The 14,986-nt window shown below is 52.5% G+C and carries 11 protein-coding genes; all 11 read left to right on the plus strand.

Translation table 11 applies throughout. The features are described 5' to 3' along the window. Positions 1-913: TAXI family TRAP transporter solute-binding subunit (locus AC6F7T_RS10650; protein ID WP_500718692.1), on the plus strand; the 913-nt coding region annotated here is incomplete at its 5' end. Positions 914-1,025: 112 nt separating this feature from the next. After that, positions 1,026-3,455, plus strand: coding sequence for a TRAP transporter fused permease subunit (locus tag AC6F7T_RS10655; RefSeq protein ID WP_500718694.1), 2,430 nt, complete (start codon positions 1,026-1,028; stop codon positions 3,453-3,455). A 343-nt stretch (positions 3,456-3,798) separates the two neighbouring features. Next, positions 3,799-4,887: an SEL1-like repeat protein gene (locus tag AC6F7T_RS10660; RefSeq protein ID WP_500718695.1), complete on the plus strand. Its 1,089-nt coding sequence runs from the start codon at positions 3,799-3,801 to the stop codon at positions 4,885-4,887. 228 nt (positions 4,888-5,115) lie between these two features. Continuing rightward, a complete protein-coding gene (locus AC6F7T_RS10665) occupies positions 5,116-6,846 on the plus strand; it encodes a sigma 54-interacting transcriptional regulator (protein WP_500718696.1) in 1,731 nt (576 codons plus the stop codon). Positions 6,847-7,280: 434 nt separating this feature from the next. Beyond that, positions 7,281-8,930: an L-glutamate gamma-semialdehyde dehydrogenase gene (gene pruA / locus AC6F7T_RS10670; protein WP_500718698.1), complete on the plus strand. Its 1,650-nt coding sequence runs from the start codon at positions 7,281-7,283 to the stop codon at positions 8,928-8,930. A gap of 90 nt (positions 8,931-9,020) precedes the next feature. Continuing rightward, the gene (locus AC6F7T_RS10675; RefSeq protein WP_500718699.1) at positions 9,021-9,929 is read left to right on the plus strand and encodes a proline dehydrogenase family protein; all 909 of its coding nucleotides are present in this window, start codon (positions 9,021-9,023) and stop codon (positions 9,927-9,929) included. Between the two features lie 137 nt (positions 9,930-10,066). Beyond that, positions 10,067-11,197, plus strand: a complete 1,131-nt coding sequence (locus AC6F7T_RS10680) for an ABC transporter substrate-binding protein (protein ID WP_500718700.1) — start codon at positions 10,067-10,069, stop codon at positions 11,195-11,197. A gap of 155 nt (positions 11,198-11,352) precedes the next feature. Further along, positions 11,353-12,249 (plus strand): ABC transporter permease subunit, encoded by an 897-nt coding sequence (locus tag AC6F7T_RS10685; RefSeq protein WP_500718702.1) that lies wholly within the window; start codon positions 11,353-11,355, stop codon positions 12,247-12,249. After that, a complete protein-coding gene (locus AC6F7T_RS10690) occupies positions 12,249-13,205 on the plus strand; it encodes an ABC transporter permease subunit (RefSeq protein ID WP_500718703.1) in 957 nt (318 codons plus the stop codon). Before AC6F7T_RS10685 ends, AC6F7T_RS10690 begins: the two co-directional genes overlap by 1 nt. Continuing rightward, the gene (locus AC6F7T_RS10695) at positions 13,195-13,974 is read left to right on the plus strand and encodes an ATP-binding cassette domain-containing protein (protein WP_500718705.1); all 780 of its coding nucleotides are present in this window, start codon (positions 13,195-13,197) and stop codon (positions 13,972-13,974) included. The genes AC6F7T_RS10690 and AC6F7T_RS10695 overlap by 11 nt, the downstream gene beginning before the upstream one ends. 7 nt (positions 13,975-13,981) lie before the next feature. Next, positions 13,982-14,686: an ABC transporter ATP-binding protein gene (locus tag AC6F7T_RS10700; RefSeq protein WP_337906802.1), complete on the plus strand. Its 705-nt coding sequence runs from the start codon at positions 13,982-13,984 to the stop codon at positions 14,684-14,686. Positions 14,687-14,986 lie beyond the last annotated feature (300 nt).

The raw sequence follows: 14,986 nt of genomic DNA on the forward strand, positions 1-14,986 counted from the left end.
GTCGCGCCTGGCCTTCTCCGGAGGCCCTGACGGTGGCACCTTCCAGTATTTTTCCAATGCCATTTCTTCACGTTTGAGCCGTACTCAAGCTGACATGGATGTTTCCAACATGATGTCGGCTGGTTCGGTTGAGAACCTGCGGCGGGTTAATTCCGGCGATGCTGATTTCGGCATCACATATGCCGGTGACCTTTACCTGGCTAAAAATGGCAAGCTGACCGGTGACACTCGCCAGTATGCCGACGTTCATTCCATGGCGTATCTCTACGGTGCTCCAGCTCACCTGCTGGTTCTGGAGTCGAGTGGTATCACCGATGTTAAACAGCTTGAAGGTAAGCGGGTAGCCGTTGGTCCGGCGGGCTCGGGTGCTGCTGCTTCAGCGCAGCGTTTTTTCACCGGTGTTGGTTTATGGGATAAGTTTACCCCGGAGTTTATCGGTTACAGCCAGGGCGCTTCGGCTCTTGGCGACCGTCTGATCGATGCCATGTGGGTGTTTGCCGGATTCCCGAACTCGTCGGTCATCCAGGCCGCTGCCAGTAACCCGATCAGGATTCTGAGCCTGGTAGATGCAGGCAAAGCGCCGGGGGCAACCTTCTTCCAGGATCATCCCTACTATGCAGAAGTGACCATCCCGGCCGGCACCTATCAGGGGGTTGATTATGATGTCAAGACGGTTCAGGATTCCGCCATCTGGACCGCCGGCAAACACGTTGATGAAAAGCAGGCTTACAATGCTCTGGCAGACATCTATTCCGATGAGGGCCTTGCTTTTATGGTGAGTGTTACCAGAACAGCGAGGGCCATGAAGGTCGAGGATGCCCTTTTTGGCATCGCTACACCGGTACACAAGGGCGCAGCGAAATTCTGGACCGAGAAAGGGCTGCCTTTGTCTGACGCTCAGAAGGCGAATTAGAATGACGTAACAGAATCAGGTAGATGAACCAACCGAAGCGGGGCTCTAGAGTCCCGCTTCCTTTGTCCAGCCTCCCCATTCGGGGCAGCAATCCGCCGCACGGAGTGATTTAATGCAAGAAGACACAAAGAACGACTTTGAAAATATGGAAGATGGAGACCGGGAAAAGCTAAAGAAGTTGATGGAAAAGGATGCCAAAACCTTTCGCATTCCGACCGGCTTCTGGAACTGGGTCGTGGCTCTATTGGGCGCTTTTCTGGTGGTTTTTTACTTCTATGCGGCGGGGGTTGCTTCCGTCGGCACTCAGTTTCATCTGGGTATCTATGTTTTTATTACCTATGTTCTGGTTTTTTTGCTTTATCCGGTTGGTGTGACCTGGATTCGTGCAGTAATGAATCTGATATTGTCGTTTGTCTTGACCAGCGGCCTGGCTATCTTGTTGGTCTACAAAAACCATGTCATTTATTACCAGCAGATTATGGGACTGGCCGATACCTTCAAGGGTGATGGGATTGCTGCCGGGCTAGGGCAATCTCTGGCTCTGTGGCCGCTGTTTCTGGCGACTATTGTTCTTACGGTTGTCCTCCATCTGGCTGATACCTGGTGTGCAAAAAAATGGGCTCATCAGCCGACCTCCTCAGATGTTCTTTTTGCCGTTGTTGCTGCCGGTGTTGTGTATTACTGGCTGTCCCAGTTTGAAGCTCTGAACTGGCGGGCCGGTGCGGAAAATGAACTGGATGCCCTGATCAGTATTACCGGCATTCTGATTTCTTTTGAGGTCTGTCGTCGCGTATTGGGCTGGTCGATGACCATCATTGGGGCCTCAATGATTGCTTTTGCCTATTTTGGCCCCTATCTGCCGAGTCTCCTTGCCCACCGGGGTTTCAGTTTTGAGCGCATCTGTAATGCCCTGTTTCTGACAACCAATGGGGTGTTCGGGGTGATGGCCAATGTCCTGGCAACCTACGTTATTCTGTTTATCTTCTTCGGTGCTTTTTTGCACAAGTCAGGAGCGGGACGCTTTTTTATTGATCTGCCTCTGGCCCTGGCCGGGCGGAGTACCGGTGGCCCGGCCAAGGTTGCGGTTATGGCATCGGCGCTATTCGGCTCGGTGTCCGGCAGTGCCATTGCCAATACGGTTTCAACCGGGGCCTTTACTATTCCGCTGATGAAGCGCGCCGGTTTTCGCCCTCATGTTGCCGGTGCGATTGAGCCCGCGGCTTCCATCGGCGGTATGTTTCTGCCGCCGATCATGGGGGCTGGTGGGTTCCTGATGGCAGAATTGACGGGCTTACCTTACTCCTACATCATGATGATCTCTGTTGGCCCGGCCATGCTCTACTTTTTCTCTGTTTTCTGTATGATTCATTTTGAGGCAAAAAAACTGAATATTGTTGGCATCAAGGATGAGGAATTTCCTCACTGGAGGGAAGTTCTTAAAACCGGTTGGTATTATGCTCTTCCCCTGGTCATTATAACGGTTCTGATGCTTGTGGGTCGTTCACCCGGGTTTGCCGCCTTCTGGGCCACATTTTCCTGTATTGCAATCAGCTGGGTGAATAAGGAAACCCGCATGGGACCGAAAGAGATCTGGGAGGCGATTCAGACCGGTGCCCGTAATACCCTGATCATTGGCGCGACCGTCGGGGTCATCGGCGTAATCGTCGGGGTGATTTCCTTGACCGGGATGGGGCTCAAATTCTCAGATCTGATTATCGCTCTTGCAGGAAACAGCCTGTTGTTGGCCATCATTCTGATCGCTCTGGCGTCTCTGGTGCTGGGCATGGGGGTGCCGGTGACGGCTTCTTATCTGATTGTTGCGGTATTGGCGGTGCCGGCGCTTGGGGCCTTTGGGGTTGCGGCGATCGTCGCGCATCAGATCGTTTACTGGCTCAGCCAGGATTCCAATATCACCCCGCCTGTTTGTGTGGCAGCTTATGCCGGTGCAGCAATAGCGGGATCGGACCCCTGGAAGACCGGCTGGACAGCATTCAAGTTTGCTAAAATGCTGTATGTTGTGCCGCTGTTGTTTGCCTTTACCCCGTCCATCCTGTTTCAGGGAAAGGTGATCGATGCCAAAATCCCCGAGATGGATGCTCCTTTTGCCAGCGTGATTAAGGTAGAAGTTGAAGAAAATCAGGAAGTTTTAAAAGGTGACGTTCTGGCCCTCATCATGGCGGGAGGCGAAGTGGTCCAGGTAAAAGCCCAGCGTAATGCCACCGTGACCCAGGTTTTTTCACGTCCGGGAGCGATGGTTGAGCCGGGGGACAATCTGGTGCGTACCGAGATCGCAGCAACTCCATATCGTGTTTTCTCGTCCTTCCTCTCGGCTTTTCTGGGAACCATTGCTTTTTCCAGCCTGATGATGGGTTATTGGTTCAGGCGAACGTCGGTGGTGGAGTGGATCCTGCTGGCAGGGGCTACGTTCCTGCTGTTCTGGCCAACTTTTTTGACCGATGGCGTTGGTTTGGCGATTGTTGCCGCAGTCTGGTTTATGCAAAAATCCAAGAACAAGAGGGAGATGACGCTGGCGGAAGCCTGAGCCCGTTTGATTTATCGGCATAAAAATACCAAAGGCGGTGAAAGCTGACCGGCTCTCACCGCCTTTGGTGCGTTTGATACCGATGAAGACCTGATACCAACCATTCTATTGATTATCTCAATCAGGCAGGGGATCTGGATTTTGGCGCCATAACGATCAGCGCCGACAGTGGCGTATTTTGCCGATATCTGTTCGTTGATCGGCTCTTTATTTTACCGGTTCAGTCAGTTGCTGTTTTTCGTGTATAGTCTGAATTCTAACGCTGCTTTGGGTAACAAGGTAAATGTCTCTGCACAGCGCAGATAACTGTTGCAGCTTGTATGCTGAGGGAACTATGACCGGAATGGCACAAACACACTATCGACTGGGGATGAACTACCTGCACGGCAAGGGGGTAGCCAGGTCCTATGTCGAGGCAATGAAATGGTTTCAGCTGGCTGCTCAGCATCAGTATCCGCGAGCCCTGTTCATGCTTGGTCGCATGTATGATATGGGTCAGGGCGTAACAGAAAATACACTGGAAGCGGCGCGCCTGTTCCGACAGGCCGCTGAACAGGGCTACGCTCGCGCCCAGAATGCTCTTGGGCAAGCGTACATCAAGGGGCGTGGCGTGGATCAGGACTATGGGCAGGCGCTGATCTGGTTTTCTAAGGCTGCTGATCAGGGTTTCTCTGATGCCCAGTACAACCTGGGGCTGATGTACGCAAAGGGGCACGGGGTGCCCAAGGACTTTCTTGAAGCGCGCCGCTGGTGGGCGCTGGCGGCTGAACAGGGGAATCCAAAAGTTCAGTTTACCCTGGGGCACATGTATCTGGTTGGCAAAGGAGTTAAAAAGAACTACTCCAAGGCGCGTCAGTGGCTGCGTCAGGCAGCAGAGCAGGGATTGCCGGCAGCACAGTTTCATCTGGGGATGATGTACGCCAAGGGAACCGGGGTGCTGCAGAGTGACAGCGAAGCACGCAAATGGTTGCAATGCGCGGCAGAACAGAACTATCTCGATGCTCTCTATCATCTGGGCAAATTGCTCGCTGGTGGCAGCGATGAGGTGCGTGATCCTCTGACCGCCGTGGTTTTGCTCAAACAGGCCGCCACCCGCGGTCATCAGCGCGCCCAGCTGCTGCTGGGGCAACACCTGGCCAAGGGGATCGGTGTGGCCCCGGATCTTTCCCTGGCTTACCATTGGTGGTGCGAGGCTGCTAAAGCCGGCAATGCTGATGCGCAATATAACCTCGGGGTCATGTATCTGAACGGCAAAGGGGTAAAAAAGGATCCTCTTGAGGGCAAAAAGTGGTTGATGGAAGCCGCAGATCAGGGGCATACGCGGGCACAGTATTGTCTCGGGATCATGTACTCGACCGGTACCGGGGTGCCGCAGGATATTGATGAGGCGCTGCGCTGGAAGGAGGCAGCGGAGTTTTGGGAATCAATTTAGTTTCCGCCCGGAAACGCTCCTTTTCCGCAATCTCTGCGTCAATCTTCGGCTTTGTTTGTGCGGCGTAAAGTACTTAGCCTCCGCACAAATTCCTCGATTTCCTTGACCCTGCGAAAAATTCCGCGTTTTTTGAATCGGAAACATGCCAGTTGGTCTTGGAAATGTCCCATTTAGGCAAAGGCCGGTATTCCTCTTTGCATAATTGATGCTTTTGTGCATAATGGTCGCATGAAAAGTCGACCTGCCATTCTAAATATCCAATCAGTGATCGATGCCACCGACAGGAATATTCTGGTGATAGATGTGTCAGGGCAGGTCATCTTAATCAGTTGCCGGGCGCGGCAATCTCTGGATATTGCGCTTGGTGTCAGGCTGGAGCGTGAATATCCCGGCTTCTGGGAGCAGGTTGAGAAAATCCTCTCGGGAGATTTAGGTAGCTGTGAAATCCCACTGCAGTTGGGTGGGTGTGAATATCTGGTGGCAGTCAACCCACTGCTGGAAAAGAAGAGAATTGTCGGTGCCGTCTGTGTGCTGGTTGATAGCAGCCAGCTCGACATCATGACCCGCCGTCATCCCTCTTTCAATACCCTGTCGCGTGAACTCGACACGATTATCGATTCTTCCTCCGATGGGCTCTTTGTTTGTGATGCCCAGGCCAATGTTATTCGGATGAACCCGGCATCAGAAAAAATCCATAAAATTTCTGCCAACGCTCTCGTTGGCCGTAATATGCGAGTACTGATTGAAGAGGGTTTTATTGATCGTTCAGCGGCCTTAGAGGCCAGTATCAGTAAGGAGCGTGTCAGCCTTCTGCAGAACAAGGGTGGCCATAAGCTGATTTCCATTGCAACGCCGGTATTTGATGAAGGCTCAGAATTGATTCGGGTGGTTGTCAGTGAGCGCGATGTCACCGAGATCGATGCGCTGCAACGGGAACTGGAAAAGCAGGAAGCCATCAAAAACAGTTTGCGCGACCAGATGCTTGCCATGCAACAGGCTGAACTTGAGTCACAGCAGATTATTGCCCGCAGCCCGCAGATGATTCGTGCTGTGCAGCAGGCCATGCGGGTTGCCAAGGCTGATTCCTCAGTATTTATCCTCGGTGAATCCGGGGTGGGCAAAGGCTTGATCGCCCAGTTGATTCACACCCACTCAGCGCGGGCCGGGCAACCGTTGATCAAAATCAACTGCGGGGCAATTCCCGAATCCCTCATCGAAGCAGAACTCTTTGGTTACGAAAAAGGGGCGTTTACCGGCGCTCTGTCCAGCGGCAAGCCAGGTCAGTTTGAACTGGCCGATGGAGGCATCCTGTTTCTCGACGAAATTGCCGAGCTGCCCCTCGGATCACAGGTCAAGTTATTGCGTTTTCTCGAAGACGGCAAGATCACCCGCCTTGGTGACACCAAGGGGCGAAAGCTGGATGTCCGGGTGTTGGCTGCGACACACCAGAATATGGAGGAAATGGTTGAGCAGGGGCGCTTTCGCCTCGATCTTTACTATCGTCTCAATGTCATTCCCATCCAGATCCCGGCGTTGCGTGACCGCTCTGAATGTATTATCCCCCTGATTCATCATTATCTGGAAGAGTTCGGTAAGCGCAGCAGCAGCAGAAAACGCATGACCCGCGCTGCCCTGGACGCCCTGTGCGGTTATTCCTTTCCGGGTAACGTCCGCGAGTTGATGAATATCTGTGAGCGCCTGGTGGTGATGACAGAGACGGATGTTATTGATGTTGATGACCTGCCCGGACAGATCAGTACAGTTCCTGTCCAGCCTGGTTCACAGACTTGTCCCTTCCCGGTTGGCCTTCCTCTTAAGGATGCTATGGAATGGGTGGAGAAGGAAATACTCACCCGGGCGCTGTGCGCACATCGTTCACAGATAGAAATGGCTGAGGCGCTGGGGGTTAACCAGTCAACGATTGCCAGAAAATTGAAAAAGCATCAGATTGTTAATTGAAACAACAAATATTCACCCTTATGCATTTTTGCATAGGGGCGCGCTTCACAATCTTTTCTTTTCCTTAGGGGAGAGAAAAACCAACCCTGAATAAAAAATCTTATCTGACTAAATCTTTCAAAAAACACCACACAGACCCACTCTGACAGCACACATTAGTCTCGTTTTATCTAGCAAAACAGAGTTTGGCACCTTCTTTGCTTTGTGTTTGTCTACGGAAGCTTTTGTTAGCCGTTTGGTATCTGTTCAGCACCGGATCTTCGGATCCTATGTTAAGAGACGCGATTGTTTCCCGTTGGGTCATCCCTGACCGCTTGTTGTCGCCGTCCATGGCGACAAACACCCTTGCCACAGGAACCAAAGGCCCTGCGCAAGGACAGTGCTGAATAGTTACGCCGTTTGCTTTGTTTCCCCCATTTCCTAAGAGGAGAATCATGAACCTTTTGAACAATGCCGTACTGTCTGTTCCGTATCCCCACAATGAGTCTGTACTGAGTTATGCTCCCGGTACTCCTGAGCGCAGCAAGATCAAGGAGGCACTGGCTGAGCTGAAAGCCAAACAGGTGGAAGTTCCGCTGATTATTGGTGGCAAGGAAGTGCGTACCGGTGATCTGGCAAAAATCGCCTGTCCCCATGACCATTCGGTGACCCTCGGCCAGTATCACAAGGCCGGTCCCAAAGAAACCCAGATGGCTATCGATGCGGCCATGGCTGCCAAACCCGCGTGGGAAGCCCTGCGCTGGGAAGAGCGGGCGGCAATTTTTCTCAAAGCGGCAGAATTGCTCGCCGGTCCCTACCGTTTTCTGATCAATGCGGCAACCATGCTCAATATCAGCAAGAGTCCCTACCAGGCCGAGATCGATTCCGCCTGCGAACTGATCGACTTCTTGCGTTTTAATGTTTATTTCGCCCAGCAGGTCTATGCCGACCAGCCCCTGCACTCACCACCACCGATCTGGAACTATGTCCAGCATCGCCCGCTGGAAGGGTTTGTCTTTGCTATTGCGCCTTTCAACTTTACCGCCATTGCCGGTAACCTGCCGACCTCGCCGGCGATCATGGGTAATACTGTGGTGTGGAAACCTGCTTCATCGGCAGTCTATGCTCCCTATTATTTTATGAAACTGCTGCAGGAAGCCGGACTGCCCGATGGCGTTATCAATTTTGTTCCCGGTTCCGGTGCCAATGTTGGTGATACCTGCCTGAACAGCCCGGATTTTGCCGGTATCCACTTTACCGGCAGTACCGGTGTATTCCAGGGGATGTGGAAGCAGATCGGCAGCAATATCGCTGACAATCTTTACAAGAGTTACCCCCGCATTGTTGGCGAAACCGGCGGCAAGGATTTTATCTTTGCCCACAGCTCGGCGGATGTTGCACCGTTGGCAACGGCTATTGTGCGAGGTGCCTTTGAGTATCAGGGGCAGAAATGTTCCGCTGCCTCCCGCGCATATATTCCAGAATCTTTGTGGGAGCCGGTGATGAGCGAGCTCAAAGCCCAGTGCAGCCGCATCAAAATGGGTGACGTTACTGATTTTTCGACCTTCTTTAATGCTGTCATCGATCGCAATGCGTTCAAATCGATTACCGCCTACATCGACTACGCCAAAGAGTCGGCGGATGCCGAGATTGTGATCGGTGGCAACTATGACGATAGCAAGGGGTTCTTTATTGAACCGACAGTCATCGTCACCAGTGACCCGCATTTTAAAACCATGGAAGAAGAGATCTTCGGACCGGTCATCACCCTTTATCGTTATGCCGATGCTGACCTTGATGCAGCCCTCGAGCTGTGCGACACAACCTCTCCCTACAGTCTGACCGGAGCAGTATTTGCCCAGGATCGCACAGCGATCAGCAAGGTGATGAAAAAGCTGGAAAATGCCTCGGGCAATTTCTACATCAATGATAAACCGACCGGAGCGGTGGTTGGCCAGCAACCCTTTGGTGGTGCCCGTGCCTCAGGCACCAACGACAAGGCCGGCAGCAAACAGAATCTGATGCGCTGGGTGTCGGTGCGGGCGATCAAGGAGAACTTTGTGCCGCCGCGCAGTTTTGAATATCCCTACATGGCAGCTGAGTAGCTGGCCCGCGGATTTAAAAAGGTAATGAGAGCCCATCTGGATGGGCTCCCATCAAGCTCCCTCACTTTTTGCAGCGATCAGGAACGCCCTATGTCACTATTTAATTACGCTGTTGCCAAAACCATTATGCATGTGCCCAAGCCGATCGTCAGTTATTTTGCCAAGGGGTACATTGCCGGATCGACCCTGGCAGATGCGGTTCAGGTCAGTAAAGATCTGAACCAGCAGGGAATGATGACGACTATTGATATTCTTGGCGAGTTCATTACCCAATTTGAACAGGCGATTGAATTCAAAAATCAGGCCCTTGAGATACTGCGGACTATCGACCGGGAAAAGCTCAATGGCAATTTGTCGATCAAGCCGACCCAGATGGGGCTGTTGCTTGATCCGGAGCGTTGCTTTGGGTTGATTCACGAACTGGTCAGCGAAGCGAAAAAGCTCGGCAGCTTTGTGCGTATTGATATGGAAGATATCGGTACCACGGATGCGACCCTGGAAATGTTCGATACGCTGCGGCGCGAGTTTCCCGGTCATGTGGGAACGGTGCTCCAGTCTTATTTGCGGCGCACCCCTCAGGACATTGCAGATCATGCCGATGGTTATCAGAACTATCGCCTCTGCAAGGGGATTTACGTCGAACCGCGGATCCATGCGTGGAAAAATCCGCAGGCGATTAATGGCAACTTTAGCAATTGTCTTGCGCAGATGCTGGAACAGGGTGCCTATGCGGCGATAGCTACCCATGATGAATTTCTGGTGTTTGAAGCGATGCACCTGGTGCGTAAAATGAATCTGACAGCGGATCAATACGAATTTCAGATGTTGCTCGGAGTCGATGAGGAATTACGCGAAATCATTCTTGCCGGTGGCCACCGCTTGCGGATTTATGTTCCCTACGGGCGCGACTGGCTGCCTTATTCGCGGCGCCGCCTCAAAGAGAATCCATCGATTGCCCAGCATGCGCTCAAGCAAATGCTCAGGATAAACAAGCACTGAGATCGTGATTCTGTGCTATTCTAATTTTCCATCGTTGGTTGTTGCGGACAGGTCTGGATCGACCGTAGTGATGAGTGGGTCTGGACATGCTTGCAGCACAGTTGCAGGTCAACAATTTTAAAAATCAGGAGGATCAGATGAAAAAAACGCTTAAGTCATTGTTTGTGGTCTGCGTTGCGGTCGTTATGACGGCAACATTGGCCAGTGCTGAAACCCTCAAGGTCGGGGTGCAGGCACCGATTACCGGCAGTTATGCCAATGAAGGCCAGGGAATCGACAACGGTACCCGTCTGCTTGCCAATCAGATTAATGCCGCTGGTGGTGTTATGGGGCGTCAGATTGAGGTGTTTACTTGTGATGACCAGGCAACCGCCATGGCCTCTGCCATTTGCGCGCGCGAACTGGTTAATCGTGGCGTCAAGATGATCATCGGCTCTTACACCTCAACCGCTGCTGAAGCGGCCCAGAAAATTTATTATGATGCCGGTGTTATCCAGACCTCCGACGGTACTGCTGACAGCCTGACCGAAAAGGGTTACTGGACCTTCCTGCGTAACTCTTTCCCCAACAGCGCCGAAGCTGAATATGCCGCTGACTATATGGTGAACGTCAAAGGCTACAAGCGGATTGTCGTGGTATCCGATTTCTCCAGTTACGCGGTGGGTCTGGCTGATGCAACGGTAGCAGCAATTAAAGCTCTTGGTGGCAATGTTGTCTCCTATGACAAGATTCGCGCCGACTCCCAGAACTTTACCCCGGTGCTGACCAATATTCGTTCCAAGAACCCTGATGTCATCTTCTCTGCCGGTTATTACACTGACGGCGGTCAACTGCGTGCCCAGCAGGTCGCTCTGGGTATCAATGCCGATTTTATTGGTGGTGATGCCAACGACAATCCCGACTTTATCAAGCTGGCCGGTTCGGCAGCAAAAGGTGCGAAGATCATCAACGTTCCGACCGTTGATATGCTTCCCTATGATCTTGCCAAAGATTTCATCAACGACTACGAGAAAACCTACGGTGAGCGTCCGCCGTCAATCTGGGGTCTGATGAACATTGATGGTATGCGTGCCATTATCCATGCCATGGAACAGAATAAAAGCTTTGACACCCGTCAAGCGGTTGAGTATCTGTGGAACATGGATGAGCCGCTTGAAGGTATCACTGGGCCGCTCAAGTTTGCCAAAGACGGTAATCGGATTGGCAGCAGCTACATGACCTTTGAAATCCAGGCTGACGGCAGCTACAAGATTGCCCATCAGCAGTAATCCTGGAGTAGATACCCTGAATTAGCCGAAGGGGGCGCAAGCACCACACGCCCCCTTTGTTCTTGGTTGCAGAGTTCGATACAGTAACGTTGCGTTGCTGTATCGCGCTGTACGGTCGAGAAGCTTAATTTTTGCCTAGCAGGAGTACCTGGCTTATGGAAACCTTTTTTCAGCAACTTGCTAATGGCTTAACCATTGGCAGCATGTTTGCCCTGGTCGCTTTGGGTTATACCATGGTGTATGGAGTCATGCGGCTGATCAATTTTGCCCATGGTGATATGGTCGCCGCCTCTGCTTTTGTGGGATTGACGGTCTATACCCAGGTCATGGGTCAGGCATCATCCCTGTTTGCCGTGATCGCGATTTTTATGCTGACGGCCGGATTAATGGCCTGTGTCGGGGTCGTTCTGGAGCGTGTCGCCTACCGGCCGCTACGTACAGCGCCGCGCCTGTCGGCAGTGGTTTCGGCGCTGGGTGCCAGTCTGGTGATCCAGAACGGTATCATGCTGATCTGGGGGCCGCGTATGCGGATTTTTCCGGAACTGGTGCCGCAGCACTACTGGCACTTTGGTGGCGTGGTGATCAGCCTGATTCAGGTGCTGATTCTGGTTATTTCCCTGGTGCTGATGGTAGCATTGTACCTTTTTATTGAAAAAACCCGGATAGGAGCCGCAGTCCGGGCCAGTTCTATCGATCAGGATGCCGCCCGGTTGATGGGGATCAACGTTAATAACATTATTGCCCTGATCTTTATCATCGGTTCATCCCTGGGGGCGATCGGTGGTCTTTTTATCGGTCTTTACTATCGTGGGATCACCTTCAATATGGGCTGGCAATATGGTTTATATGCTTTTATTGCCGCGATTCTCGGTGGTATCGGCAACATTCCCGGCGCCATGCTCGGGGGGATGCTGCTGGGATTGTTCAGTGCTTTTATCTCCGGTTACGTCTCCAGTACCTGGGCCGATGCCTTCACCTTCATGTTGCTGATTTTTATTCTGATTGTTCGTCCCACCGGATTGCTCGGTGAGCGGGTTGCGGAGAAAGTCTGATGAAAAAACTATCGATTGTCTCCTTGCTGGTGTTTTTGCTGGTGATGGCCATTCTGCCGCATCTGCTCGATCCGCGTTGGCAAACCGTTGCAGTCACTTTCCTGGTTTTTTCGGTCGTCGCCTTATCGCAGGACATCGTTTTGGGTAAGGCCGGTATGTTCAATATGGGGCAGGCCATGTTTTTCGGCATGGGTGCCTATGTGACGGCTATCCTTAATTCCCATTTCGGCTGGCCGATTATGGCGACAATTCCCGTTGCCATTATTGCACCGGTGTTGGTCGGTATTGTCCTCGCGGCGCCCATTGTCCATTTGCGTGGTGATTATCTGCTGGTGGTCACCATCGGTTTCAATATCGTTTTTGTCCAGGTTCTTATCAATAACTTAGGCGGGGTTACCGGGGGTCCCAACGGCATCTTCGGCATCGATCCGCTGCGGCTGTTCGGATTCGAATTGAGCAGTCAAGTCGCGATCTACTACTACGCTTTTGCCGTCCTGCTGTTGACCCTGGCGATCATGATCAATCTTGACAAAAGCAAGGTTGGCCGCGCCCTCCATTACCTGCGCGAAGATCCCCTGGCGGCCGAAAGTATCGGCATCAACACCCGTCTCTACAAGATTTTTGCCTTTGGTCTTGGTGCCGGTATTGCCGGATTGGCCGGCAGTGTTTTTGCCACTCAATACTCAGCGGTCAGTCCCGAGGCCTTTGAGTTTATCCAGTCAGTATTGTTTTTCAGTATTGTCCTGGTCGGAGGGTCGTCAATTCCCGGTGTGCTGATCGGGGTGTTCGTCATGTTCGTGCTGCCGGAGATCTTCCGCGAGTTCTCGACCTGGCGTTTCTTTGTTTTCGGTTTTGCCATGATCCTGACCATGATTTTGCGACCACGTGGCATCTGGCCGGCAACCTTTGGAAAAATCCCGAAATTTTTGATCAAGGAACCGAAAAATGGCGGATAACGAGCTGATTTTAACCAATGTAACCAAGCGCTTTGGCGGTCTGACAGCGGTTGATGCCTTGTCCATGAAGGTCTCTTCCGGCCAGATTTATGGCGTTATCGGCCCCAATGGAGCCGGCAAGACAACGGTCTTCAACTGTATTACCGGGATCTATAAATCAGAAGAGGGATCGGTCAGTTGGCGCGGTGAAGAAATTCGTGGCATGACCCCCTATCAGATTGTCGCCCGCGGCATCGTCCGGACATTTCAGACCATCCGTCTGTTCAGCCAGATGTCGGTGGCGGAAAATATCATGAGCGGCCGTCACATCAAAAGCTCTCAAGGGTGGTGGCACGGGATCTGCCCGACTCCCGGCTCGCGCCGCGATGAAAAAGAGAACTGGATGAAAGTCGGTGAACTTCTCGAGTTTTTCAACCTTGAGGAATTCGCTGCCACGCCAACCATGTCATTGCCCTATGGTCATCAGCGCCGGGTAGAGATGGCACGGGCGCTGGCGGTTGACCCGACCCTGCTGATTCTCGACGAGCCGGCCGCCGGTTTGAATGACAATGAAACGGCTGAGCTGGTTGACACCATTTTCAGCATTCGCCAGAAGGGAATAACGGTACTGCTGATTGAGCATGACATGGAACTGGTCATGAAGGTGACCGATTATCTGACGGTGCTGAATTTCGGTAAAAAGATAGCCGAAGGGACACCTGAGGAAATCCAGAAAAATCCGCTGGTAATCGAAGCCTATCTCGGCAGTGAGGATGAAGACGATGAGTAATGACGTTCTGTTCACCATCGAGGACCTTGAGGTTTCCTACGGGGCTATTGCTGCCCTGAAGGGAGTATCGCTGGAGGTGCAGCGTGGTGAGATCGTAACCATCCTGGGTGCCAATGGCGCCGGGAAGACCACCACGATGCGGGCGATCAGTCAATTGATCAAGACCAAGTCGGGCTCCATCCGTTTTAAAGGGCAGGAACTGACTAAGATCCCGGCGCATAAAATTGTCAAGCTGGGGATCAGTCATTCGCCTGAAGGTCGACGGGTTTTTGGCGTGCTGACGGTCGAAGAAAATCTGCTGCTGGGAACCTACAGCAAGGGGAAGGTCAATCCCAAGACATTGCGCTGGATCTACGAGATGTTCCCGCGTCTGGAAGAGCGGCGCAAGCAGCTGGCCGGCACCCTCTCCGGTGGGGAACAGCAGATGCTCGCCATCGGCCGAGCCTTGATGAGTGATCCGGAAATGGTGCTCCTCGATGAACCCTCTCTCGGGATTGCGCCGATTCTGGTCAAGGCGATTTTTGAGCAGATAAAGGAAATTTCGCGCCAAGGGGTGACGGTGCTGCTGGTTGAACAGAACGCTAAGGCGGCGCTGAAACTGGCAGATCGCGGCTATGTGTTGGAAGTAGGGAAAATCGCCCTTGAGGGACCTTCGGCAGATTTGCTGGCGTCCGAGAAGGTCCAGGAAGCCTATCTGGGTAAAAAGAACTGATATTGTAACTATTCAGCACTATCCTTGCCCCGGGTCGTTGGATCCTGTGGCAAGGGTTTTTGTCGCCATGGACGGCGACAAAAAGCGGTCATGGATGACCCAACGGGAAACAATCGCGTCCCTTGACATCGGATTCAAAGACCCGGTGCTGAACAGATACCTGATATTAATACAGTAGAACAACAGGAGCTTCGGCATGAATTATAAAAGCATTCTGGTCCATATCGATGACCGCCCGACCTGTTCGACACGGACGGCTGCCGCAGTCGGGCTGGCGGCTCAACACCAGTCACTGTTGAC

The organism is Pelovirga sp. (assembly GCF_059864205.1).